The organism is Leucobacter fengyongliangi (assembly GCF_050971685.1).
Taxonomy (GTDB): Bacteria; Actinomycetota; Actinomycetes; order Actinomycetales; family Microbacteriaceae; genus Leucobacter.
The window spans coordinates 22,391-47,331 of record NZ_JBPCEU010000003.1; the positions used below are offsets into that span (position 1 = coordinate 22,391).

21 protein-coding genes and 1 other RNA gene are annotated in these 24,941 nt (G+C 62.7%); 7 read left to right on the plus strand and 15 right to left on the minus strand.

From position 1 onward, the window contains the following. Positions 1–13: 13 nt before the first annotated feature. The 4 genes from murA to ACR0R4_RS03050 all read right to left on the minus strand — a co-directional run bounded on the left by murA (position 14) and on the right by ACR0R4_RS03050 (position 4,781). Positions 14–1,435 (minus strand): UDP-N-acetylglucosamine 1-carboxyvinyltransferase, encoded by a 1,422-nt coding sequence (gene murA, locus ACR0R4_RS03035; RefSeq protein ID WP_433645865.1) that lies wholly within the window; start codon positions 1,433–1,435, stop codon positions 14–16. A 6-nt stretch (positions 1,436–1,441) separates the two neighbouring features. Then, the gene (gene leuD / locus ACR0R4_RS03040; protein WP_433645866.1) at positions 1,442–2,044 is read right to left on the minus strand and encodes a 3-isopropylmalate dehydratase small subunit; all 603 of its coding nucleotides are present in this window, start codon (positions 2,042–2,044) and stop codon (positions 1,442–1,444) included. A 2-nt stretch (positions 2,045–2,046) separates the two neighbouring features. Next, positions 2,047–3,516 (minus strand): 3-isopropylmalate dehydratase large subunit, encoded by a 1,470-nt coding sequence (gene leuC, locus ACR0R4_RS03045; protein WP_433645867.1) that lies wholly within the window; start codon positions 3,514–3,516, stop codon positions 2,047–2,049. A 221-nt stretch (positions 3,517–3,737) separates the two neighbouring features. Beyond that, entirely contained in the window at positions 3,738–4,781 is a 1,044-nt protein-coding gene (locus tag ACR0R4_RS03050) for a TerC family protein (protein ID WP_433645868.1), read from the minus strand. Positions 4,782–5,001: 220 nt separating this feature from the next. On the opposite strand from ACR0R4_RS03050, the gene ACR0R4_RS03055 reads away from it, so the two are divergent. Then, positions 5,002–5,781 carry a TIGR00645 family protein gene (locus tag ACR0R4_RS03055; RefSeq protein ID WP_433645869.1) on the plus strand — a complete coding sequence of 260 codons (780 nt, stop codon included), beginning with the start codon at positions 5,002–5,004 and terminating at the stop codon, positions 5,779–5,781. Between the two features lie 104 nt (positions 5,782–5,885). Here the strand turns inward: ACR0R4_RS03055 and ssrA are convergent. Then, positions 5,886–6,257: a transfer-messenger RNA gene (gene ssrA, locus ACR0R4_RS03060) on the minus strand. Positions 6,258–6,350: 93 nt separating this feature from the next. Further along, the gene (coaBC, locus tag ACR0R4_RS03065; RefSeq protein ID WP_433645870.1) at positions 6,351–7,625 is read right to left on the minus strand and encodes a bifunctional phosphopantothenoylcysteine decarboxylase/phosphopantothenate--cysteine ligase CoaBC; all 1,275 of its coding nucleotides are present in this window, start codon (positions 7,623–7,625) and stop codon (positions 6,351–6,353) included. A gap of 117 nt (positions 7,626–7,742) precedes the next feature. Here coaBC and ACR0R4_RS03070 point away from each other — a divergent pair, with 117 nt between their 5' ends. Further along, complete coding sequence (locus ACR0R4_RS03070) at positions 7,743–8,390, plus strand: antibiotic biosynthesis monooxygenase (RefSeq protein WP_433645871.1); 648 nt, start codon at positions 7,743–7,745, stop codon at positions 8,388–8,390. 13 nt (positions 8,391–8,403) lie between these two features. On the opposite strand, the gene ACR0R4_RS03075 is transcribed toward ACR0R4_RS03070, so the two are convergent. The 5 genes from ACR0R4_RS03075 to ACR0R4_RS03095 all read right to left on the minus strand — a co-directional run bounded on the left by ACR0R4_RS03075 (position 8,404) and on the right by ACR0R4_RS03095 (position 12,532). Then, positions 8,404–9,162: an enoyl-CoA hydratase/isomerase family protein gene (locus ACR0R4_RS03075; RefSeq protein WP_433645872.1), complete on the minus strand. Its 759-nt coding sequence runs from the start codon at positions 9,160–9,162 to the stop codon at positions 8,404–8,406. A 38-nt stretch (positions 9,163–9,200) separates the two neighbouring features. Further along, on the minus strand, positions 9,201–9,884 hold the full coding sequence (locus ACR0R4_RS03080) for a uracil-DNA glycosylase (RefSeq protein WP_433645873.1): 684 nt from the start codon (positions 9,882–9,884) through the stop codon (positions 9,201–9,203). A gap of 21 nt (positions 9,885–9,905) precedes the next feature. Continuing rightward, positions 9,906–10,691, minus strand: coding sequence for an SDR family oxidoreductase (locus ACR0R4_RS03085; protein WP_433645874.1), 786 nt, complete (start codon positions 10,689–10,691; stop codon positions 9,906–9,908). A gap of 237 nt (positions 10,692–10,928) precedes the next feature. Then, complete coding sequence (locus ACR0R4_RS03090) at positions 10,929–11,858, minus strand: DUF559 domain-containing protein (protein WP_433645875.1); 930 nt, start codon at positions 11,856–11,858, stop codon at positions 10,929–10,931. Between the two features lie 290 nt (positions 11,859–12,148). Beyond that, positions 12,149–12,532 carry a PLDc N-terminal domain-containing protein gene (locus ACR0R4_RS03095; protein WP_433645876.1) on the minus strand — a complete coding sequence of 128 codons (384 nt, stop codon included), beginning with the start codon at positions 12,530–12,532 and terminating at the stop codon, positions 12,149–12,151. 304 nt (positions 12,533–12,836) lie between these two features. On the opposite strand from ACR0R4_RS03095, the gene ACR0R4_RS03100 reads away from it, so the two are divergent. Both ACR0R4_RS03100 and metX read left to right on the plus strand, forming a co-directional pair. Next, positions 12,837–14,162 (plus strand): bifunctional o-acetylhomoserine/o-acetylserine sulfhydrylase, encoded by a 1,326-nt coding sequence (locus ACR0R4_RS03100; protein WP_433645877.1) that lies wholly within the window; start codon positions 12,837–12,839, stop codon positions 14,160–14,162. 129 nt (positions 14,163–14,291) lie between these two features. Continuing rightward, complete coding sequence (metX, locus tag ACR0R4_RS03105) at positions 14,292–15,497, plus strand: homoserine O-acetyltransferase MetX (RefSeq protein ID WP_433645878.1); 1,206 nt, start codon at positions 14,292–14,294, stop codon at positions 15,495–15,497. A 16-nt stretch (positions 15,498–15,513) separates the two neighbouring features. On the opposite strand, the gene ACR0R4_RS03110 is transcribed toward metX, so the two are convergent. Both ACR0R4_RS03110 and ACR0R4_RS03115 read right to left on the minus strand, forming a co-directional pair. Further along, on the minus strand, positions 15,514–16,560 hold the full coding sequence (locus ACR0R4_RS03110) for a hemolysin family protein (RefSeq protein WP_433645879.1): 1,047 nt from the start codon (positions 16,558–16,560) through the stop codon (positions 15,514–15,516). Then, complete coding sequence (locus ACR0R4_RS03115; protein ID WP_433645880.1) at positions 16,557–17,930, minus strand: hemolysin family protein; 1,374 nt, start codon at positions 17,928–17,930, stop codon at positions 16,557–16,559. Before ACR0R4_RS03115 ends, ACR0R4_RS03110 begins: the two co-directional genes overlap by 4 nt. Positions 17,931–18,163: 233 nt before the next feature. Between ACR0R4_RS03115 and ACR0R4_RS03120 the strand changes: the two genes are divergently transcribed. The 3 genes from ACR0R4_RS03120 to ACR0R4_RS03130 are packed head-to-tail and all read left to right on the plus strand — an operon-like array spanning position 18,164 to position 23,448. Next, a complete protein-coding gene (locus tag ACR0R4_RS03120) occupies positions 18,164–21,904 on the plus strand; it encodes a multifunctional oxoglutarate decarboxylase/oxoglutarate dehydrogenase thiamine pyrophosphate-binding subunit/dihydrolipoyllysine-residue succinyltransferase subunit (RefSeq protein WP_433645881.1) in 3,741 nt (1,246 codons plus the stop codon). Between the two features lie 36 nt (positions 21,905–21,940). After that, complete coding sequence (locus tag ACR0R4_RS03125) at positions 21,941–22,711, plus strand: FadR/GntR family transcriptional regulator (protein WP_433646040.1); 771 nt, start codon at positions 21,941–21,943, stop codon at positions 22,709–22,711. Then, a complete protein-coding gene (locus ACR0R4_RS03130) occupies positions 22,708–23,448 on the plus strand; it encodes a cache domain-containing protein (RefSeq protein ID WP_433645882.1) in 741 nt (246 codons plus the stop codon). The genes ACR0R4_RS03125 and ACR0R4_RS03130 overlap by 4 nt, the downstream gene beginning before the upstream one ends. Positions 23,449–23,500: 52 nt before the next feature. Here the strand turns inward: ACR0R4_RS03130 and ACR0R4_RS03135 are convergent, their stop codons facing one another. Both ACR0R4_RS03135 and ACR0R4_RS03140 read right to left on the minus strand, forming a co-directional pair. Then, positions 23,501–24,229 (minus strand): type 1 glutamine amidotransferase, encoded by a 729-nt coding sequence (locus tag ACR0R4_RS03135; protein ID WP_433645883.1) that lies wholly within the window; start codon positions 24,227–24,229, stop codon positions 23,501–23,503. After that, positions 24,226–24,939 carry a gamma-glutamyl-gamma-aminobutyrate hydrolase family protein gene (locus ACR0R4_RS03140; protein WP_433645884.1) on the minus strand — a complete coding sequence of 238 codons (714 nt, stop codon included), beginning with the start codon at positions 24,937–24,939 and terminating at the stop codon, positions 24,226–24,228. The genes ACR0R4_RS03135 and ACR0R4_RS03140 overlap by 4 nt, the downstream gene beginning before the upstream one ends. Positions 24,940–24,941: the final 2 nt, after the last annotated feature.

Sequence of the window (24,941 nt, forward strand, 5' to 3'; positions counted from 1 at the left end):
TGGACGCGCGAACTCAGCTCTCGAACACGAAGTCGGCACCGAGGAGGCGCAGCTTCTCAATGAAATTCTCGTACCCGCGCGAAATGATGCCGAGATTACTGACCTTGCTCTGCCCCTCTGCAGTCAGAGCGGCGATGAGGTGGCTGAACCCACCGCGCAGGTCGGGCACCTCAATGTCGGCACCGTGCAGCGGGGTGGGGCCGGTGATGACCGCGGCCTGCTCAAACTCACGGCGCAGCACGCGGCGATCCTCATGGGCAAGTCCGTCCGGATACACCACGATGTTCGCGCCCATCGTGTTGAGCGCATCCGTGAACCCAAACCGGTTCTCGTAGACGGTCTCGTGGATCGTCGAGACTCCCTCGGCCTGAGTCAGCGCGACCACGAGCGGCTGCTGCCAATCGGTCATGAAGCCAGGATGCACGTCAGTCTCGATCGTAACCGGCTTCAGCACACCACCCGGGTGCCAGAAGCGAATGCCATCGTCTTGCACGTCAAACGCTCCGCCGACCTTGCGGAACACATTCAAGAAGGTCATCATCTCTTCTTGTTCGACACCGCCGACGAAGATGTCGCCCTTGGTGGCCAGCGCGGCAGCCGCCCAGCTGGCGGCCTCGTTGCGGTCGAAGATCGCACGATGCGTGTAGCCCTGAAGCTCCTCGACACCTTCGATGAAGATCACTCGGTTGGGCTCCATCGAGATGATTGCGCCCATCTTCTGGAGAATGCAGATGAGGTCGACAATCTCAGGCTCTATGGCGGCGTTGCGCAACTCCGTTTGCCCCTCGGCGAGCACAGCGGTCAGCAGCACCTGCTCCGTCGCTCCCACGGAGGGATAGGGCAGCTCAATGTTCGCACCCTTGAGTCCGCCGGGGGCGGTGAGGCTGATCCCGCTGGGCAGCTTCTCGATGACCGCACCGAACTGTCGCAACGCGTCGAGATGGAAATCGATGGGACGATCCCCGATGCGGCAACCGCCGAGGTCAGGAATGAAGGCCTTCCCGAGTCGATGCAGCAGCGGCCCGCAGAAGAGGATCGGGATACGCGACGAGCCGGCGTGCGCGTCGATGTCGGCATGATGCGCCTGCTCGACGTTCGAGGGATCGAGGCGCCATTCACCCGGGTCTTCGCCCCGAGTAATGAGCACGCCATGGAGGGCGAGCAGACCGGCGACGACGCGCACGTCCGAGATATTTGGCACATTGCGCAGCACGCTGGGTGACTTTCCGAGCAACGCCGCAACCATCGCTTTGGTGGCGAGGTTCTTGGCTCCGCGCACCTCAATGCGACCCTTCAGTGGCCGCCCACCCTTGATGATGATCTCGTCAGAGGTCAGGCCCACCCGGGCACCCGCCTTCCGAGCGTCCTGTTTTAGGCCCTCGTCAGCGTCAGTCTGTGAAATCGCGCTGTCTTCGATGGTGTCGCCGCCGTTCATTCGAAATTAGGCCGTGTGTGCCGGAAGTGTGGTGGGCATCCAGGCCGGACGCTTCGCCTCGAAATCCGTGATCGCCTGCTCGTCGCGGAGGGTCAACGAGATATCGTCGAGCCCCTCGATCAGCCGCCACCGAGTGTAGTCATCAATCTGGAACGGAACCGTGAGTTCGCCCGCGGTCACCGTGCGATCTTCCAGGCTCACCGTCACCGGCGCACCCGGGTGAGCGTCGAGAAACTCCCAGATCCGCTGCACGTCGGCTTCTTCGACCTCCGCGGCCAGGAAACCCTGCTTGCCTGAATTCCCGCGGAAAATGTCCGCGAACTTCGGCGAAATAACGACCTTGAAGCCATAGTCGCGCAGGGCCCACACCGCGTGCTCCCGCGAGGAACCCGTACCAAAATCAGCACCTGCGACGAGCACCTCGGCACCCGAATACTCGGGCCGATTCAGCACAAAATCCGGGTCTTGACGCCAGTGAAAGAACAGCGCGTCTTCAAACCCCGTCTTCGTGACGCGCTTCAAGAACTCCGCCGGAATGATCTGATCGGTGTCAACATTCGAGCGCTTCAACGGAACAGCAACGCCGGTCAACGTCGTGAACTTCTCCATGATTACGCCCCTACCTTGTCGTGCGTGATACCGCGCGCTTCGTCTGACTGCAAATCCCACGGGCTCGAGAGCGTGCCGCGAATGGCGGTGGCCGCTGCGACTAGCGGCGACACCAAGTGCGTCCGCCCGCCCTTGCCCTGGCGCCCCTCGAAATTGCGGTTCGAGGTCGACGCGCACCGCTCACCCGGCGCCAACTGATCGGGGTTCATCCCGAGACACATCGAGCACCCGGCAAATCGCCACTCTCCGCCGAAGTCCTCGACGATCTTGTCGATCCCCTCAGCCTCTGCCTCCAGTCGCACCCGCGCAGAGCCGGGCACCACCATCAGACGCACGCCGTCGGCTATTTGCTTGCCCTTGATGATGCTCGCGAACTCGCGCAAATCATCCATGCGACTGTTCGTGCACGACCCCATGAAGACCGCGTCGACCGCGATTTCCTTCATTGGGGTGCCCGCCGCAATATCCATGTACTCGAGTGCACGCTCGGCCGCGGCGCGCTGATTCGGATCAGCGATGTCCGCCGGATTGGGCACCCGATCGCTCAGCAGCACGCCCTGGCCCGGGTTCGTGCCCCACGTCACGAAGGGCTCCAACTCGTTCGCATCGATGAAGACCTCGGCATCAAACACGGCGCCCTCGTCGGTGGGCAGCGTCTTCCAATACTCGACCGCAGCGTCCCAGTCCGCGCCCTTCGGCGCGTGCGGGCGACCCTCGAGATAGGCGAAGGTCGTCTCGTCGGGGGCAACCATTCCGGCGCGGGCGCCGGCCTCGATCGACATGTTGCAGATCGTCATCCGCCCGTCCATCGACAGGCCACGAATCGCGCTCCCCCGGTACTCGAGCACGTAGCCCTGACCGCCGCCGGTACCGATCTTCGCGATGACCGCGAGAATGATGTCTTTCGCGGTGACACCGGGGCGCAACTCGCCCTCGACGTTGATCGCCATCGTCTTGAACGGCTTCAACGGCAACGTCTGCGTCGCCATGACATGCTCGACCTCGCTCGTGCCGATCCCGAAGGCGAGCGCGCCAAACGCGCCGTGCGTCGACGTGTGGCTGTCGCCACACACCACGGTGATGCCCGGCATCGTGAGGCCCAGCTGCGGCCCGACGACGTGCACGATGCCCTGCTCTTTGTCGCCCAGCGGGTGGGCACGCACGCCGAACTCGGCGACGTTCTGACGCAGCGTTTCGATCTGCAGGCGACTGATGGGATCCTCGATCTGGCGCGTGATATTGAGGGTTGGAGTGTTGTGATCCTCCGTCGCGATCATGAGATCGACACGCCGTAGTGGGCGACCCGCCACGCGCAGTCCGTCAAAGGCCTGCGGGCTCGTTACCTCGTGAATGAGGTGCAGATCGATATAGATCAGATCGGGGTCACCGTTTTCGCCCTTCACGACCACATGGTCGTCCCACAGCTTCTCTGCCAGGGTGCGGGGGCGGGGGTTGGTCTGTTGCTCAGTCATGAATGTGCATCTCTACTTCGTGGCTCGGTGCGCAACTGCGCGAATGGGTCGGCCATGCCTGAACTCCGCGACGGGAGGGCCGAAAGCTACACCCCGTCGCGGCAAGGAAGGAGGAGCTGCCGCGTACGCATGCCGAGAGTCTATCACCGGGTGCCGTGCGGGATCGCAGCGAGCCCCGGCGTGTGCCGCCGCACCCGGTGCGGCGGCACACGATCCACGGGCTAGTGCTGTGCGCCGTCGTCTTGCTTCGGCTGCACCGGGGCACCGCGTGGCACTCGCCGCTCACCCGATGCGAGCGCATCCCGACGAATCTTCAGGAGGCTCGCGACCGTCGCGACCGCCATCGCGGCGACGATTACGCCGAGCGACACCCAGGTGCTGATCTCGGGTGCCCATTCAATGTGTTCGCCACCGTTGATGAATGGGAGTTCGTTCACGTGCATGGCGTGCAGCACGAGCTTCACGCCAATGAAGGCGAGAATGAAGGCGATGCCGTACTTCAGGTAGATCAGGCGATCGAGTAGGCCACCCAGGAGGAAGTAGAGCTGGCGCAGCCCCATGAGCGCGAAGAGGTTCGCGGTAAACACGATAAACGGGCTCTGGGTAATGCCAAAGATCGCGGGGATCGAATCGAGCGCGAAGAGCAGGTCGGTGGTGCCCAGGGCGATGAGGACCAGGAGGAACGGCGTCCACATCTTCTTGCCATCGACGGTTGTACGCAGCTTGCCGCCGTCAAAGTGGTCAGAAAACGGCACAACCTTTTTGATCTGCCGCACGAACCAGCTCTCGCCGTCCCCCTCGCCATCGTCGTGGCTCGCCTGCTGCCACGCGGTGTAGATGAGCCAGGCGCCGAAGATGTAAAAGACCCAGCTGAAGTTCTCGATCAGCGCGGCACCCACCAAAATGAAGACGCCACGGAAGATCAGTGCCAGAATGATGCCGATCATCAGGGCACGCTGCTGGTACGCAATGGGCACCCCGAATCGGGTCAGGATGATCACGAAGACGAAGAGGTTGTCAATCGACAGGCTGTACTCGGTCAGCCAACCCGCCAGAAACTCGGTGCCGTGCTGCACATCGCCGAGAATGAACATGGCACCGGCAAAGATGAGCGCAAGCAACACGTAGAAACCCACCCACAGGCTCGCCTCTCTCATCGATGGGGCGTGCGGGCGTCGAATGATGAGCAGGAGATCGATGAGGAGGATCGCAACGAGCACGATCATCGAGCCGATCTCAAACCAGAGCGGAAGAACGGTAGTCACTATCGGGTGGTTCACCTTCGGTGTGGGTGGTGCGCGAATGACCGAAGGTCTCTTCCCGGCAGAAGCCGAGCCCGCACCGGCAGGGCTACGGAGCCCAGCGTGATGACGATACGAGCAAAACGGAATACTCCCCTTCGCAGCGGTAAGTCTAACTTGCTCAGGCAACCCCGAGATACGCGTCGCTACGCTTATCTCCGTCATCCGCATCGAAAGGACTCCAGTGAGCGAGTTTCGCACCTCATCCGCCAGTGATACGGCCTTACCCGGCCCGGGCCTAGCCTCGCGCACCCTTGCCGGATTCATTTTCGCGAGTCGCTGGCTACAGGCGCCCCTGTACCTGGGACTGATCATCGCTCAGGCCATCTACGTGGTGCTCTTCTTCGTCGAGCTCTGGCACCTCATCGAAACCGCGATCATAAACGGCCACTTCACCGAGACCGAGGTCATGCTGAGCGTGCTCGCGCTCATCGACATCGTGATGATCGCGAACCTGCTCATCATGGTGATCATCGGCGGCTACGAGACGTTCGTCTCAAAGATCCGTGTTGCTGGCCACCATGACGAGCCCGACTGGCTGTCGCACGTCAACGCGAACCTCCTGAAGGTCAAGCTCGCCGTCTCGATTATCTCGATCTCCTCGATTCACCTCCTGAAGACCTTCATCGAGGTGGGTCGTATGGACGGCGGAATCGTTACCGGTGCCGATGGCCGCGTGATCTACTCCGGCGAGGGCGTGATGTGGGAGGTCGCGATCCACCTGGCGTTCATCGTCTCAGCGCTCGCGCTCGCCTGGATCGACAAGATGGGCCACGCGTCGCCGAGGGTGGTCAAGCGCGCCGTCGCTCCAATAACGGATCAGAATCACTCGCCAGCAGCACCTGCGCCGTCGGAAGCCACTGCCACGCAGCCAGCACCCGACGCAGCGGGGCAGCAGTTCGTGACCGTACGACTGCCGCTCGGCGCGAAGCTTCCCGAGGGTGCGGAGATCGTGGATCGCTGACCTACAGGGTAGGCGGTTGACCCGCGCGGCAGTGAAATAGGTGAGGGGCCACCCACTGGGTGGCCCCTCACCTATTTCCAATTCCCAAGCGTGTGATGTGAAGCTCGTGGAGCCGCGGGGAATTGAACCCCGGTCCACTTCGATGATTCCATGCCTTCTACGGGTGTATTTCGTGCAGACGTTCTACTCGGCCCCGCTCTTTGTCACGAACACCTAGTGCGACGGGCCCAGTCACAGTAAAAGTCCCGGTACGCCCTGAAACGCAACGCACCAGCAAGCCCCCTAAATGACGTCAGGAAACCGGGGCGGAGGCACACCCGGCCTGACGGACTCGGTCTCGTGCTTAGGCAGCGAGAGCGAAGTCGGTGCGCTTAACGTTGGCACCTATAGTTTGCGAAGGGCGTTTACGAGATAACTCCGCGTCCTCGACCCGCTTCTCACAGTCTCAAAACGACGTGTCGAAACCGATCGGCCCCCTGAGTGCAAGACCCAAACACCGGAGTGTTTCTGGCCTCGCGAGGCATTCACATCACACACTATGGAATTATCAATTCCGGGCGAGCCCGGCCTTACAGAATATCACGTGCGAGACGCACTGCCAAGACCGCGTCGAGCAGTCCATCTGCAGTCTCGCGTTTGGTGCCATTGATTCGACGCACCACTTCGCCAGTTCGGTCCAGAATATGGAGGGCATTGCCTGCCGACTCGAACCCCTCACTCCACCCCACCGCATTGACCGCGAGCAGATCCACGCCCTTTCGTGCGAGCTTGCGCCGCCCACGCTCCAGCAACTCATCCTCACCCTCGACAGTCTCTGCGGCGAAACCCACGATCGTCTGGCCCGGGGCCCGGGAGACGACCAAACCCCGCAGGATGTCTGGGTTTTCAACCAGCTGGAGTGTGGGAGGCGTGCCGCCCGTGTCCTCCTTGCGAAGTTTCCCTTCCGACACCTCGGCCACCCGATAGTCGGCCACTGCGGCTGCCATGATGATCACGTCTGCGCCGGCAGCCTCCTTGCGCGCAGCGGCCTCGAGCTCTGCGGCCGTGCCGACCGGAACGACGCGCGTAGTGGATCGATCCCCCACCTCGCCAAGCACGGAAGCGTCAACGTTTGCGGAGAGGAGCACCACCTGCGCGCCCCGAGCCGCGGCGGCGGCGGCGATCGCCACGCCCTGCCGGCCACTTGAGCGATTGCCGAGGTAGCGCACCGGGTCGATCGGCTCGCGGGTGCCCCCGGCACTGACGAGCACCGTGAGGCCCGCGAGATCGGAGGTGGGCTGATCCACTATGATCTGCGACTCGGAGGCGTGTGGATGCCGACCCGCCAAGAGAGACTGTGCCGCCGCAAAGATCTGCGTCGGCTCGCTCATGCGACCCGGGCCGCTGTCGTCGCCCGTGAGTCGGCCGCTGTCTGGGCCGACAAACGCGATGCCCCTGCCGCGGAGCGTCTCGACGTTGTGCTGGGTTGCGGCGTGCTGCCACATCTCGGTGTGCATCGCCGGCGCGACGAGCACGGGGGCCGTGGTGGCGAGCAGGGTGGTGCCAAGGAGGTCGTCGGCAAGACCAGCCGCCATGCGAGCGAGCGTGTTCGCGGTTGCGGGGGCCACGACCACCAGGTCGGCCCGCTGTCCGAGTGCGACGTGGCGCACCTCGGGAACATCGTCGTGCACCGACGACGTCACCGGGTGGCGGCTGATCGCCTCCCAGGTCGGAAGCCCGACAAAGCGCAGGGCGTCGGCCGTCGGCACCACGTGTACCTCGTGACCGGCCTCAACGAACAACCGAGCGAGCAATACGGCCTTGTATGCGGCGATGCCGCCGGTCACCCCGAGCACAATATTCACGACACCATCTTCGCACCCTGCGCCGCGAAGCGGAGCGACCCGCAAACGTAACCCCGGAGTCACGCATTGGATACACGCTGAAACCTGCACGACACACGGGTGCGGTGCAATGAGGTCATGGCGAATCCAGTGACAGTTTCGGTCAGGCGAGAGCTCTCCCCCACCTCCCTGGGAGACGGGGTGGCGTGGATCGACCAGGGCCTCAGCCTCGCGCGAAGGCATCACGGCTGCCTGGGGGTCGGCGTCATGCGAGATGCCGAGAACGAAAACGTGCTGCACATGACCTATCGCTTCAGCGACGAAGAGTCGCTCACTGACTGGGAGCACTCCCGTGAGCGACAGAAGTGGCTGCGGAGCGGCGATCCACTCGTGCTTGACGCAACGGTTCAAAGCCGAACTGGCATCGAGGGGTGGTTTGACGGGCCCGAGCTGCGCCACTCGGTCGATGTGCAGACCGGAGCCGTGCGCACGATTGGGGTGCGCTCCGCGCCGTTGCGATGGAAACAGGCCGTGGCCATTTGGCTGGGCATGTTTCCTCTGAACCTGCTGGTCTCCCTCGCCGTCTCACAGTTGGGGTGGTGGGACGATCTCGCGATTCCTCTGCGGTCCGTTCTCACTGTCACCCTGCTGGTGCCGATCATGACGTTTTTCATGATGCCGCTCGTGACCCGCGTGCTCCGCCCGTGGCTCAGACGAAATCCCGGAACGATCAAGAGCGAGCGAGCGCTCCTGGAAGCATTGAACTCTCGCACGCCGCTCGGCTAACTCTTCCGGGAACCTATCGCTTCGCGAATGCCGTAATGCGGGCCTCGGCTTCTGGGCCGAGAGACAACCTCCCGATCGTCATCGCCTCATCGTCAAGCTGCGCGGCAAATGCGCGGTCGGGAGCGGCGCGAAGCAACCGCTTCGCCTGCCCGAACGCGTCTGCCGCGCCTTGAACCCAGTGGCTGGCGATCTCCTCCGCACGTGCGCTCACCGCGTCGTCTGGGACCACCTCTGCGACGAGGCCCCAGTCGAGCGCCTGCTGGGCAGACAGGAGTCGCTCCTGCAGGGTGAGCTGGAGCGCACGGCGCTCACCCACCGCGCGCCCGAGCAGCGCCGATACCGACAGATCGGGAGACAGCCCCACGTTGGCGTACAGGCTGCCGATCTTTGAGCTCATGCCAGTGACTGCATAGTCGCTCGCAAGCAGAATGCCCAGCCCACCACCAGCGGTGGTGCCCTGAGCCGCCGCGACGACCGGAACCGACGACTCAACCAGCGCACGGATCCCATCGTTAATGCGTCGAGCGAGGGCCGTCATTTGCTCGCCACGATCCGCCATCTCCGCCATGGCTTTGACATCTCCACCCGCGCAGAAAGCGCGACCCTCTGCCCGCACCAGAATCGCACGGACGTCTTCTCGGGCCACCGCCTCGCGGGTTGCCCGGGCCCACCCCTCGGCCATGTCGGCGTGAAATGCGTTCAGCCGGTCCGGGCGGCTCAGGGTGATCCGGGCGAGGCCATGGTCGATTTCGAGCAGCACTGCATCAGTCATGCCGCGATCATAACCACTCGCGCTCTCACCGCACCCGCTCATTGCTGATGCGCACGTTCAGGCAGCCCCCACGCGATGGGATTGGTGCCCTGCCGCACAAGGGACTCATTCACGCAGCTGAACGGTCGCGACCTGAAGAAGCCCCGCGCGGCCGACAGCGGTGAGGGGTGCGCGCTCTCGATTCGCGCGGTGTCGCCAAGCAGCGGGCTGATCCGCCGCGCATCGTTTCCCCACAACACCGCGACCAGCGGGGCGTGACGGGCGACCAGGGCACGGATCGCACAGTCTGTGACCGCCTCCCATCCCTTCCCGCGGTGCGATCCCGCGGCACCCGCGCTCACGGTGAGCACGCGATTCAGCAGCATCACGCCCTGCTCTGCCCACGGGGTGAGGTCTCCGTGCGGTGCGGGTTCGATACCCAGGTCGTCGCGAAGCTCGCGATAGATGTTGGCGAGGCTGCGAGGCAGGGGACGCACGTCGGGAGCGGTCGCAAACGACAACCCGATCGGGTGCCCCGGCGTGGGGTACGGGTCTTGCCCCACAATGAGCACACGCACTTGGGCGAGAGGTTGCCGAAACGCGGCCATGATCCGCTCAGGTGCAGGCAAAACCTGATGTCCCGCCGCCTGTTCTTGACGAACAAACACGTCGAGGTCATCAAGTTCCTTCGCGACGGGGGCAAGAGCCGCAGCCCAGTCTTCGGCGATACCCCCCCTCGGCAACCAGGTCAGACAGTTTCACCGTCACTGGGTGGATCGCGGGACGAGTTCTCCGCGGTGCGTGTGAAAGACACTGGACTGCGCGACAGGGCGCAGCACGATCAGGTCTTGATTGACGTGCGGAGGCTGCTCGAATGCGCCCACCAGAACACGTGCGACTTCCTCGGCCGAGAGTGGGATGACATCGGCGTACGTTCGGGCTACTGCCTCGGCATCCCCGCGCACCCGGTTCAGGGTGAATTCCTCCGTGTGCACGAGGCCGGGGGCGAGCTCCATGACACGAATGGGCTCGCCCGCGAGTTCCAGCCGCAACACTTCGGTGACCGCGTGAGCGGCAAACTTGGCGGCGTTGTAGCCGCCACCTCCTGGGTAGGCATCATGCCCGGCCGTAGAGGTGACGTTCAGGATCGAGGCCCAACCGTGTGAGCGCGCCGCGTCGCGGAGCACCGGAAGGAGTGCCGCGGTGACCGTGCGCAGCCCGATCACGTTCACCTCGAACATCTTTCGCCAGTCTTCGTTGGATGACCGCTCGATCGAGTCCACCCCGAGTGCTCCCCCGGCGTTGTTCACGAGTGCGTCCGCGCCCCCGGTCGCAGCGACCTCGGCGGCCATGCGATCCACTTGCGCCTCATCGGTCACATCGCACACGATGACATGCGCCCCGGTCTCCGAGGCAAGATCAGCCAGCCGATCGGCTCGGCGGGCCACAGCGACGGTCTGCCACCCATGCTCCGAGAAGCGACGCACAGCCGCCGCACCGATACCCGAACTCGCCCCGGTGACCACCACTCGCTTGACTTGATTGCCCATTCGCATCCCCGCCCAAAGATCTCGATCCGCTGTCTCTTTCGTGCAGCGTACCGCGCACCTCACTCACCGAGGAGTCGCAATTCCACGATCTTTCGAAGGCTCCTGGTGGAAATGCGACTCCTCGATGAACTCTCCACCCTTCGTGCCGGGCAAATTGCCTGGCTACCGCAGCTGCCGCAGCACCCAGGAGCTGCACAGCATCGCGGGCGAAGCACCTACGGGAAGCACTCAGGAGGTTTATGACAGGAGCAGTTCTCTCGCATCGCGCCGAAGCCTCACTTCAAGCCCCATGTGAGTCGCGATCCTTGCGGCAGTCCGAGATGGGTACCGAACCACATCTTCAAAGCGCAATCGAATGACTCTATACCCCGCGGCACGGGCACGCTCCAGCCTCTCGTCGTCTTTCAGGTACTGAACCCTGTTCAGACGGTGCTGCTCACCGTCATACTCGATGATCAGCTTTCTATCCTCATCGACGAGATCGAATCTGCCGATGAATCCGGCCTGGTCAAAGACCTCTTGTTGCAGCACGAAGAAAGTGTCGAGCCCATATGCGGCGAGGAGTAGCCGCGTCAACGTCTCCATCCGTGATTCAGCTCCGACACGGGCGAGTTCCAGGGCTCGGCGCAGCTGCCGCACGCCACGCGCTGAGGAACGCTCGATCACGGCAGCAATCTCCTCCACACGAAGAGTGGGCTCACGATATGGTCCTGCGAGGACAAGGTGATCCATCGCGACAATCAGTTCCTTGAGTTCAAGCAAGGATGCACTCTGCTGGAGCGCGAGCAGCGGCGGCACGACGGGGAGACCACCCGAGGCGAAGTGCGGGATGAATCCAGCCGTGTGCCGGTGGCCAATGATGCCTCGGGTCCGGTTACGAGTGTGCGGGGCTGCCACACACACGTGAAGGGATTCGCCGCCGCGAACTGGACAGCCAAGCAGTGTGAGCGCGGTGACGTGGCTGAAGCACTCGCCAGTGCGCAATCGAGGGGCAAATGCACGCGGCAGGGAATCAGCTTCAGTGCCCTCACGGGCTCGAACGCCATGGAACACCCTGACCAGGCCCGAGCGATCAAGCTGCCGTCGGGTCACTCCGCGAGTGAGCGCGTCGGCAACGGTGAAAGTGGAACCGAGTTCGGGAGGGAGAATGCGCTGAGTCGGAGTCATTCCGCCAGCCTGCTTGGTGCGAAACCTCGCCAGCTGGGCTTCCCGTCAACTGTGGATAATTTGACCGCAGATACGCCTCACCCTCATGTGTGAGCAGCAATATCGAGGCCACGCCAATGATGCGCCTCGGGGGGACTTGTCTATAAGTCCCTACCCTCCAATTTCCCACTTTCGTCTTCTGACATACCTCTCTCGCGAATGCATGTCGAGGGGCATATCCGAGGAGTCGCATTTCCACTATGAACTTGCATCTCGTGGTGGAAATGCGACTCCTCGGCGTGCCGCATGCGCTATGCGAGCGCCTTTGCTTTCAACGCGGCGTACTCCTCAGGGGTGATGGCGTCCGCGTCGAGGAGACGTTTTGCCTCAGCAATCTCAGCTGCGGCACCACCGCTGACCTGGCGGATGTACTCCTCCTGCGCATGCTGGATCTGCTGAGCCTGCGCCTGTGCACGCTCACCCATGCCGCTTCCCCGGGCAATGAGGTAGATGATCGCAGTGAGGAAGGGCAGGAAGATGAGGAAGATGAACCAAATCGCCTTCGCGAACCCGCCGAGCTTCCGGTCACGGAACAGGTCGGTGATGATCGAGAACAACGCCATGAGGTAGGCGATGAAAATGAAGAATGTGATGAACCACCAGATGGTGTCCCAAATTGTTGTCCAGAACGACATAGTCGCATTCCCCTCAGGGTAAGTGCCGGCCGCGCGGCAAAATTGTTGCGGCATTCGCAGTTTATTCTTTTCGCGATCCCCTCAGCGGATCGCGCACGAGTTTTTCGGGCGATTTCTTGGGTGAATTCTTGGGTGAATTCTTGGGTGAATCTCGGGGTCATTCTTCACCGCGACAATAGCGGTGTGTGACACTCCGTGTCGCACCACCTTGCCACGTGTGCAGATGATTCCTACTCTTGCCTGAGGCCATCATTTCCCGGCACCGTCTTCCATCCTTCACCCACTCTTCTTCTAGGGAGCTTCCATGACTGAGCAGAACTGGCACTTCGAGACCAAGCAGGTGCACTCAGGTGCGCAGCCCGACCCGACGACCAACGCTCGCGCGGTGCCGATCTATCAGACCACTTCCTACGTGTTTAACAGCACCGAGCACGCCAAGAACCTCTTTGCGCTGACCGAATTTGGCAACATCTACACCCGCATCATGAACCCGACGCAGGCCGTGGTCGAGGAGCGCCTCGCCGCGCTAGAAGGGGGCACGGGAGCACTCCTGCTCGCCAGCGGGCAGGCCGCTTCGACCTTCGCGGTATTGAACATTGCCGAGTCGGGTGACCACATCGTGTCATCAAGCTCGATCTACGGTGGCACGTACAACCTCTTTAAGTACACCCTCGCGAAGCTCGGCATCGAGGTCACCTTCGTCGAGAACCAGGATGATGCCGCGGAGTGGCAGCGCGCCGTGCGCCCGAACACGAAGCTGTTCTTCGCAGAGACCGTCGGAAATCCTCGTGTGAACATTCTCGACATCCGCACGGTCGCAGACGTGGCCCACGAAAACCACGTGCCATTGATCGTCGACAACACCATCGCTACCCCGTACCTCATTCGCCCCTTCGAGTACGGTGCCGACATCATCATCCACTCGGTGACAAAGTTCCTCGGCGGCCACGGCACGACTCTCGGTGGCGCCATCATCGATGGCGGCAAGTTCGAATGGTCGAAGAACGTTGAGAAGTTCCCAGGTCTCACCGAGCCCGATCCCTCCTACCACGGCGCGAGCTACACCGCCGCGGTGGGCGATGCTGCCGCCTACATCATCAAGGCTCGCGTGCAGCTGCTCCGCGACCTGGGCTCAGCGATCGCCCCGCACAGCGCCTGGCTGCTGCTGCAGGGCATTGAAACGCTCTCGCTGCGCATTGAGCGCCACGTGCAGAACGCACAGGAAATCGCCGAGTGGCTTGAGAACCACGATGATGTCGCCAACGTGTTCTACGCCGGTCTCCCTTCAAGCCCGTGGTACGCCGCAGCCAACGAATACGCTCGAAAGGGCGTGGGCGCAGTGCTCTCGTTCGAGCTGAAGGGCGGCGTTGACGCGGGCAAGGCTCTCGTCGAGAGTGTTGAGCTGTTCAGTCACCTCGCCAATATCGGCGACGTGCGGAGCCTCATCATTCACCCCGCATCCACGACGCATTCGCAGCTCACCCCTGAGCAGCAGCTCACCGCGGGCGTGACCCCAGGCCTCGTCCGCCTCTCAGTGGGCATCGAGAACGTCGAAGATCTGAAGGCGGATCTTGAGCAGGGCTTCGCCGCTGCTCGCGCGGTAGTTGCAGAGGCCCGCGCCGGCGCGTAAGTAACTCAGAGTCGGCGGATCCCTTCGGGTACCCGCTGGCATGCCTCGGGCGGGCGCCTCCCCAGTGGAGTCGCCCGCTTTGGCGTCTGTGGCGACGCTGGCGACGAAACCCCGACAGAATAGGGAGCTATGGACTGGCAGACACCCGAGGATTCGTTTCCGACGGATTTCATCACTGACGCTCAGCTGCGTGCGCTGTACGGCAGACCGCCGATCAGCGGCGGTTGGCGCGATGGCGACCCCGTGGGCGAGCGCCAGTTCGTGTCTATTGGCGCATTCCAGACCGAAGCCGGGCAAGAGCTCCCCCACGTGCGCATGGCCTACGAATCTTTCGGAGAGCTGAACGCCGCCCGTGACAACGCCGTGCTGGTGTTTCACGCCCTCACCGGAGACAGTCATCTGGTGGGCCAGGCTGGCCCTGGGCATTCGACCGACGGCTGGTGGTCTGAGATTGTCGGCCCGGGGAAGGCACTCGATACCAGCAAGTACTTCGTGATCGCTCCCAATGTGCTCGGCGGCTGCCAGGGTTCGACCGGGCCCGCGAGCCTTGACCCCATCGGTCATGAGTGGGGCAGCCGCTTTCCGTACCTCACGATTCGCGATCAGGTGCACGCCACAGCTGCATTCACCGACACACTCGGAATTGAACGTTTCCACTCGGTCGTCGGCGGTTCGATGGGTGGCATGCACGCACTGGAATGGGCGCTCATCTATCCCGATCGCCTGGAACGACTCGCGGTGATCGCAGCCCCGCCAGTCACGACAGCCGACCAGATCGGGTTGAACCTGGTACAGCTAGAAGCGATCCGCTCAGATCCCGCGTATCGCGGGGGGAACTACTATGACGCGCCGGATGGTGTCGGCCCGCACCACGGCCTCGCCACAGCGCGTCGCCTCGCGTTGCTGAATTATCGCAGCCACACCGAGCTTGACGAACGGTTCGGTCGGGCCTGGCAATCCGCAGTCAGCCCGCTGGGGGGTGGCGGTCGCTTCGCCGTAGAATCGTACCTGGATTTCCATGGCAACAAGTTCACCCGACGATTCGATGCGAACAGCTACCTCACGCTAGTACAGGCGATGAACTCGCACGATGTCGGTCGTGGCCGTGGAGGTGTGGTCGACGCGCTCAGCCAGCTCACCATGCCGACCCTGGTGCTCGGCATCCCAAGCGATCGACTCTTCACAATCGCAGGTCAGGATCAGATCGCGCGGCACGCCCCCGGCAGCCTCGATGGTGACACCGCGACACGACTCGACTCGCCCTTTGGTCACGACGCCTTCCTCATCGAGCACGAGCTGGTGAGTGCGCAGCTCCGGCGGCTCCTAGCACTTTGATCCGGCCTGAGCCCAGTTATTGGAAGCGTTGCCTCCGGGTCGCGTCATGCACCTCGCCCACGAGCTCCTCAATCACGTCCTCAAGAAACATGATGCCGAGCAGTGTGCCCTCGGAGTCGATCACGCGTGCCAGGTGCACCCCCTTGGCCTGCATGCGGGCGAGTACATCCTCGAGGTCGAGTTCGGCGTGCACGGTGAGCATATCGCGGATCCGCTTCGGGGGGATCGGTTCGGCGATCCGCTCTTCACCGAGCCTCAGCAGGTCTTTTATGTGCACGTACCCAATGAACTCGCCCCCTGCGTCCTCGATCGGATAGCGGGAAAAGCCGTGCCGTGTGACCGCGGCTTCGACATCTTCGGGGGTTGACCCCCAGGGCAAGACCACCAGTCGGTCGGCAGGAACCACCTGATCTATCGCACGCTTTGTGGTGAATTCAAACGCAGCGATCAGCGCGCCGGTTCGATCCTCAAGCACTCCCTCGCGCGTTGAGTGGCTCACAATGTTCGCGACTTCTTCGAGCGTATAGGTGCTGTTCGTCTCCGATTTCGGCTCGACGCCAAACAGGCGCAGCACGCCGTTGGCGATCGCGTTGAGTGCCGAGATCACGATGCCAAAGAGCTTCGAGACGGCAACGAGCGGCGGTGCAAGCAGGAGCACCGCTTGATCGGGCATGGAAAACGCCGCGTTCTTCGGCACCATCTCGCCAAACACCACGTGCAGGTAGGTCACGAGGAGCAGGGCGATCACGAAGGCGGTGATGCTCACGGCCTGCGCAGAGAGCCCGGTCCACGCAAGTGGGCCCTCAAGCAGATGGTGGATCGCGGGCTCAGACACATTCAGAATGAGCAGCGAACACACAGTGATTCCGAGCTGACTCGTCGCAAGCATGAGCGTGGCGTGTTCCATCGCCCACAGCGCCGTTTTCGCACGTTTGGAGCCGGCCTCAGCCTTCGGCTCAATCTGCGACCGCCGCGCCGAGATGACCGCGAATTCCGCTCCCACGAAGAATGCGTTCGCGATGAGCAGCACCACTAACCAAAAAATCCCCAGCCAGTCACTCATTGCGTGCCTCCCTCGAGCGGGCGCGGCTCAGCCTGCGCCTCGACAGCTCTCGAGGGTTCTTCGGCGTCAGGGGGAACCGGCGCACCCAGATATCGCAGACGAGAGATACGCCGACCTTCCATTCGATCGACGCGGAGCCTCGCCCCATCGTCGAGGTTGACCTCGTCTCCGGCCACCGGGATGCGCCCCAGCGTCATCAACACGAATCCTGCCGCGGTGTCGTAGTCGTCGCCATCTGGAATTTCGATCCCGGTTTGCTCGCGCACCTCGTCTGGTCGCAGATCAGCAGGAAACGTCATCTCAGCGGCAGTACCGACCACACCGGCACGGGCACGATCGTGCTCGTCCGCCACCTCACCGACAATCTCCTCGACGAGATCTTCAAGGGTCACGATGCCCGCGGTTCCGCCATACTCATCAACAACAATGGCCATCTGAAACCCGCGGGTGCGGAGTTCCTCGAGGAGCTGGTCGAGCCGCATCGTCTCGGGTACACGGACCGCCTCCTCTACGAGCGCGGCCACCGGCACCTCCGCCCGCTTGGCGCGCGGAACCGCGACCGCCTGTTTCACGTGCACCACGCCAACGACATCGTCCCGATCTTCGTCAATCACGGGAAACCTTGAGAATCCCGTGCGCCCGGACAGCTCCAGCACGGCTTGCGCGGGGTCGAGTCGGTGCAGGCTCTCCACGCGTGTTCGCGGCGTCATGACATCGACTGCCGCACGTTCGGCGAAGCGAAGGGTGCGGCCCAGCAGGGTCGCGGTGTCGGCCTCGAGGAAGCCAGCACTTGCTGAGTGTCGCACCAAAGACGAAAGTTCTTCCGCGGTGCGGGCTCCCGACAGTTCTTCTTTGGGCTCAATGCCGATGGAGCGCAGGAGGCCATTTGCACTGCCATTGAGGAGAAGAATTGCCGGCTTGAACACCGTGGTAAAGACGGCCTGAGCCGGCATGACGACTTTCGCGGTCTGCAACGGTCTCGCGAGTGCAAAATTCTTCGGTACGAGTTCGCCCACCACCATCGACAGGAGCGTCGCGATGAGAATAGCGATAGGCGCACTAATCGTGCGTCGCAGGTCCTCCGGCACACCGAGTGCGCCGAGCGGACTCGAGAGAAACGCGCTCAGTGCGGGTTCCAGGGTATAGCCGGCGAGCAACGTAGTAAGGGTGATGCCCAACTGTGCGCTCGACAGATGCGTGGACGTGATCTTCAAGCCCTTGATGATTCGATCGAGGCCGAGTTCACCCGCGTCGCGCCGTCGCTCAATTTCTTGCCGGTCCAGCCCCACCAAGGCAAACTCCGCAGCCACGAAGATTCCTGTGCCAAAGGTGAGCACCAGCCCGATGCCGAGCAGCCACCACTCGTTCATTCCTGCCTCCGTGCAAGATGCCGCGCGTCAGCGCGGCAGGTACTCGGAGGGTCCGACGGTCTTCGAGAGGGTACGTCCATAATTGTTTGTACTCTAGCAGCGACGGCCCTGAGTATCTCGAAGGAACGCACGCGACTCAACCAAAAGAAGTAGGCTAGACCCCGAGCGTGCAGTGTGGCTGCGAGTGCTCTAGCGGGTACTCCCGCGCGTCATCACTATGAGAGGACATCGCTTTGGCTGAGCGGACCCACGTCTCTGGCAACGGAGGCTCCGCAGAAGAGTTTGGTGCGAATGCTTGGTTGGTCGATGAGCTGTTCAAACAGTACTCAATCGACAAGAACCTGGTCGATCGCTCCTGGTGGCCGGTGCTTGAAAAGTACGCGGGAACCACAACCTCAGAGAACGTGCCTGCAAGCGCCCCGGTTCAGGCCCCTGCGCACGCGGCACCGCTTCCTGACTCCGGTGAGCAGCCCGATATCGCAGCTCCGGTGACGGGCACTACGGCGACCGTGCAACCCTCTCGAACAACGAATGTGGCCCCACGCTCCGCGCCGATTCCAGCCGACGCACCGCGAAAGGCGCCGATTACCGAGGCGATCGCGACGCAGACCGAAGAAGACACGATCACGCCCCTCAAGGGCATGGCGCGAACGCTCTCTAAGAACATGGATCAGAGCCTCCTCGTTCCGACTGCGACGAGCGTGCGCACGGTACCCGCGAAGCTCCTGATCGACAACCGAATTGTCATCAACAACCATCTGCGTCGTAGCCGCGGCGGCAAGGTGTCCTTCACCCATCTCATTGCCTGGGCGCTGATCCAGACGCTGAAGACATTCCCCAGCCAAAACGTGTCATACCAAGAGGTAGACGGCAAGCCTTCCATCGTGGTGCCGGCGCACATCGGACTCGGGATCGCGATCGACGTGCCGAAGCCGGATGGTACCCGCGCACTTCTCGTCCCCTCGATTAAGCGCGCTGAAACGCTCGATTTCAACGAGTTCCTGGCAGCCTACGAAGATCTCGTCAAGCGCACCCGCGATGGCAAACTTGCAGCGGCGGATTTCCAGGGGACGACGATTTCGCTCACCAATCCTGGTGGAATTGGCACGGTTCACTCGATTCCTCGACTGATGCAGGGGCAGGGCTCCATCATCGGTGCAGGCGCACTTGAATACCCGGCCCAGTTCCAGGGTGCCGCGGAAGAGACCCTCACAAATCTCGGCATCTCAAAGACCATCACTCTCACCAGCACCTACGATCACCGAGTGATACAGGGCGCTGGCAGCGGCGAGTTCTTGAAGAAGGTGCATGAGCGCCTCATTGGCGGACACAGCTTCTACGAAGAAATTTTCGCCGCCCTGCGAATCCCTTACAAGCCGGTGCAGTGGGCCAGCGACATTCACGTCGATGTGTCGGGTCAGGTCGACAAATCTGCTCGCGTGCAAGAGCTGATCAACTCCTTCCGGGTTCGCGGTCATCTCATGGCAGACATCGATCCACTTGAGTATGTCCAGCGCACGCACCCCGATCTCGAGATCGAGAATCACGGCCTGACATTCTGGGATCTTGATCGCGAATTCGTCACCGGCGGCATTGGCGGCAAGCGGACCATGCGACTGCGCGACATCCTCGGTGTGCTTCGCGACTCCTACTGCCGCAAGATCGGCATCGAGTATATGCACATTCAAGATCCCGAGCAGCGGGCATGGTTCCGTGAGCAGATTGAGGTTCCATACGCGAAGCCTGGCCATGACGAGCAGATGCGTATCCTCGAGAAGCTCAACGAGGCCGAAGCATTCGAGACCTTCCTGCAGACGAAATACGTCGGCCAGAAGCGATTCAGCCTCGAGGGTGGCGAATCGGTCATCCCGCTGCTGGATGCAATGCTGATCGATGCCGCAGAAGATGGCGTCGACAGCGTCGACATGGGTATGGCCCACCGCGGTCGACTCAACGTTCTCAGCAACATCGCCGGAAAGACCTACGGTCAGATTTTCCGTGAGTTCGAGGGCACGCAATCCGCCAAGGGCGGCTCTGGTGACGTGAAGTATCACCTCGGAACTTCGGGAGTCTTCACCGCACCCAACGGCACCCAGGTGCCCGTTCATCTGGCAGCAAACCCCTCGCACCTCGAGACGGTCAACGGCGTGCTCGAAGGCATCGTGCGCGCAAAGCAAGACCTCAAGCCCATCGGCTCGTTCACGACGCTGCCGATCCTCATCCACGGCGACGCAGCGATGGCTGGCCAGGGCGTGGTCTACGAGACGCTGCAGATGTCGCAGCTGCGCGGCTACCGCACGGGCGGCACGATCCACATCGTCATCAACAACCAGGTCGGGTTCACGACCTTGCCGCAGGATTCTCGCACGGCAATCTACTCAACTGATGTAGGCAAGGTCGTGCAGGCACCGATCTTCCATGTCAATGGCGACGACCCTGAATCCGTCGTTCGGGTAGGCAAGATCGCCTACGAGTACCGGCAGCGGTTCCATCGCGACGTCATCATCGACCTGGTGTGCTACCGGCGCCGCGGACACAATGAGGGCGATGATCCCTCGATGACGCAGCCACTGATGTACGACCTCATCGAGGCGAAGCGGTCGACGAGAAAGCTCTACACCGAGGGCTTGGTCGGTCGCGGCGACATCACCGAGGAAGAGTACGACAAGGCGAAGCAGGATTTCCAGAGCCGCCTGGAGCAGGCCTTCATGGAGACGCACGCCGCGCAGACTGGCGCCATTCCGATCATTGATCAGAGCGGCATCGGTGGGCCGGCTACCTCTGAGATCCCCGTCATCCAGAGCCTTGAGACGGCAGTGGATCGCAGCGTGATTGAGCGCATCGGTGAGGCGCACGCTCATCCGCCCGAGGGCTTTACTGTGCACCAGAAGTTGCAGCAGCTGCTGAACAAGCGCGCCGAGATGAGCAAACAGGGTGGGATCGACTGGGGATACGGCGAACTACTCGCACTCGGGTCCCTGCTCATGGAAGGCACCTCGGTGCGCTTCGCGGGTCAGGACGCGAGGCGCGGCACCTTCGCGCAGCGTCACGCCGTCTTCCACGACCGCGCCAACGGTCAAGAATGGCTCCCGCTGCTCAACCTCTCGGAAGATCAGGGCCGATTCTGGATCTACGACTCATTCCTCTCTGAGTACGCCGCGCTCGCATACGAGTATGGCTATTCTTTGCAGCGCGAGGACGCACTCGTGCTCTGGGAAGCGCAGTTCGGCGATTTCGCCAACGGTGCCCAGAGCGTCATTGACGAGTACATTGGTGCCGCAGAGCAGAAGTGGGGCCAGCAATCCTCGGTGGTCATGCTGCTCCCCCACGGCTACGAGGGCCAGGGGCCAGATCACTCGTCGGCGCGCATCGAGCGGTATCTGCAGTTGTGCGCAGAAGACAACATGATCGTGGCGCGCCCGTCCACCCCTGCAAACTACTTTCATCTGCTTCGCCGGCAGGCCTACGCCCGTCCTCGGAAGCCGCTGATCGTGTTCACGCCAAAGTCAATGCTGCGTCTGCGTGGCGCGACATCGAGCGTCGAGGACTTCACCACGGGCGGGTTCCAGACCGTGATTGACGATGCGCAGGCGGCGGACTCGGGCGTCAAGCGGGTGCTGCTCACCTCGGGCAAGGTGTACTACGATCTCCGCGCGGCGCTCGAAAAGAACCCGGACCCGCGCATCGCGATTGTTCGGATCGAGCAGTACTACCCGATTCCGGTCGCGGAACTGGTCCGCACGCTTGGGCAGGAACGCTACGCAGGAGCGGAAGTGGTGTGGGTGCAGGACGAACCCGAGAACCAGGGCGCCTGGCCCTTCTTCTCTCTCGCGCTCTCCAAGCAGCTGGCAAGCGACAGGATCGGCGTGGTGTCCAGACCAGCCTCGGCAGCCCCGTCAACGGGGTCGGCAAAGGTGCACGCGGTGGAGCAGGAAAGTCTGCTACAGCGCGCTCTGCACCTCGGGTCGGAGTAGCAGGAAGGCCCGACCATCTCCGTCCAGCAGCCGCTGCTGAGCAGCGCCGACCTCCACGCAGAAGGCGAGCAGCCCGGGCATCAGGTCCGGGGAATTGCTGAACGCATTTCGTCGGCGATCTCGCTCGGCATGCTGCGGGTGGGCGAACGGCTACCACCCGAGGCTGAGCTGGCGAGCCAGTTCGGGATCGCGGTTGCGACCCTGCGCAAGGCTTTAGCTCAGTTGCGCGCTCAGGGTGTGGTCGAAACCCGGCGCGGGCGCAACGGCGGCACGTTCGTGGTGCAGGCGCTCTTTCCCTCCTCCGACACCCTGATTTCTGCGCTTCACCGCATCAGCGTGGTGCAGCTGCGCGACTTCGCTGACGAGCATGGGGCTATCTCTGGAATGGTAGCCAGGCTCGCTGCCGAGCGCATCCCGCCCGGAAAACACACTCGTCTCGCTGAACTCGCGTTTCGCGCTCGAGAGTCACGAGGCGCGCAGGAACTCTCGCTCACCGACAATCGCTTTCACGTCGAGATCGCGGTACTGAGTCAATCTCAACGTCTCTTAACCGCCGAGCAGCGGCTGCAAACTGAGATTGGGCCACTCCTGTGGTGCACAGAGACATCGCACGCCTCGTCACAAGAGGCCTTCAACGAGCACCTCGCGTTGATCATGGCAATCGAACAGCAGAAGCCATCCGAGGCGCAACGACTTGCCGAGGAACACGCCATGCGTAACGTGCGCAGCATCATCGACGCGAAGCTCGAGTTACCCCATCACACGTCTCCCCGAGAGCGCGCGCCCGAAGCTGGAGGCGTCCAATGAATGCGAATCCGGTACCGGGACTTACACAGCAGACGCTTGAGACCGTCGTCGAGACCCTCGCTCGCTGGTTCGACGACCGGTTTGTCAGCCTGCAGGGCCTTGCCACTCGTCTCACTGAACTGTTGCGATTCGATGAGAGCGGGCTGCTGGATCTTTCCGAGACGAGTCGTCGCAAGCTCAAAGGGATCGCGGCGCATCACCTGGCTGACAACCTTGTTGTTGACGGGTGCGGCCTCATCTTTGCGCACTCTGCGCTCGGCACGCCCAATGGCCACCTCGAGTGGTGGGTACGGGAAGATGAGACCCGATTCGCGCGGTATTCTTTTGGGGTCGTGCCCGGAGCCGACCGATACTACGACTATGAGCAGCATGAGTGGTTCATTCGAGCGTATAGCGAGGGCATTCCTGCACTCGTCGGGCCGTACATCGACTACCTGGGTGTCGAGGCGTACGTCTTGACACTCACCGTTCCGGCAGATGTGCAGGGCAAACGCGTGGGCGCGGTCGGCAATGACATACAGGCCGAGGACCTTGAGGCGGAACTCCTGCCCACCCTGCTCAGTTGCGCCGACGAGTTGGTACTCGTTGGTCGCCATGACAATGTGCTTCTCAGCAACACGTCGCTGTTCCTGCCGGGCGAGCACGTCACCGACGTCTCGCTCAAGTTTCGACGAATTCAGCTCATGCCCGGGTCACGAGACGTGCAACTCCTCGTCCCGCTGGGCGAGAGCCGCTGAACTCGACACAGTATTCGAGTACAGCGGCTCACGCGTTCGAGAATTCGGCGTCTTAGCGACTGGTTTCCCGAATGATCTCCACGAAACGGTCGGCCACCTGAGACCAGGCCTCCCGGAGGTCGGGCTCGGCCGCCCGAACCGAACGTACGACCGCGTCGGGCTCGAGCCCGATTTCGTCCAAATCACCCTCTCCATCGTCCGCCCAATCCTGGGCGGTGTCGCCGAGAGCCTCAGGATGAAACTGCACACCCCAGGCCCGATCTCCGATGCGAAACGCCTGGTTCGGGCACGCTCCGTTTGATGCCAGCACGCTCGCGTTCTCGGGGAGCTGGTCGGCCTCCAGCCAGTGCCACTGCACCGCGGGCAGGGTCGCCCCCGCAAAACCAGCAAACAGTGGATCCTGGGCTGCACTGTCGTGAAACTGCACGCCGTGCACCCCAACCTCGGGGCCACCCGGCATGCTGCGCACGTGACCACCGGTCGCGGTGGCGAGCAGCTGTGCGCCGAGGCAGATCCCGAGGGTGGGGACACCCTGTACCACGCCTTCTGCAAGCAGCTTCCGAGTCGCCGGGAGCCAGGGCGCCACTCCGTCTTCTGTGGGCCCCATGGATCCACCGAGCACGATCAATCCCTCGAAGCCCTCCAGTGAGTCGGGAACCGACTCCCCCGCGTCCGGCCCGACCGTGACGATCTCGACTTTACTGTCGCGCAGCCGTTCTCCGACGAGTCCGAGCCCTGCATCACTCTGATGCTCAACGACGAGAACCCGCGGCCCGCTCACGCAGCAACCTCCAGCGCAGCGCGCTCGCGCGCGCGATCCACTAACCACTGGAAGATGGCGTGCTGGCGCTCATCGACGTCGGCGTTATCTTCCGGGTGCCACTGCACCGCAAGCAGGTCTGCGGTCGGGTGTTCGAGTGCTTCAACCACGCCGTCTGGCGCGGTGCCCACAACTCGGAGACCCTCACCAACGCGATCGACCGCCTGGTGATGGTACGACGACACGGGAAGGTGAATACCTCCGACAGCTTCGGCGAGTGCAGAACCGGCCTCAATCGACACATCGTGAATGCTGTTGCGATGGATGCTGTCGGATTCAACGTCTTGCACCATGGTGCCGCCGTGTTCGACGTTCAGCAGTTGGAAGCCCCGACAGATCGCGAGCACGGGCAGGCCGATCTCGATCGCCGCAGCGATCATGTCGGCCTCAAACTGATCCTGAGCCGCAAAATCCGCGGTCGAGGTGGTCTCGATAGGCTCTTGACCGTATCGCCGCGGATCGATGTCCGAGCCACCTGGCACAAGCAACCCGTCGAGTCCGCGCAGCCGCTCGGCAGCGGGCAGTGAGCTCTCCGCAAACAGCGTGAGGGGCTCACCGCCCGCGCGAATCACCGAGCGCAGCACCGCCGAAGCCACCGCGCTGCCGTCAAAGCGCAGACCGTGAATCTGGTTCGACCACATGCCGGTCACCCCAATGCGCGGTGCGGTCATGC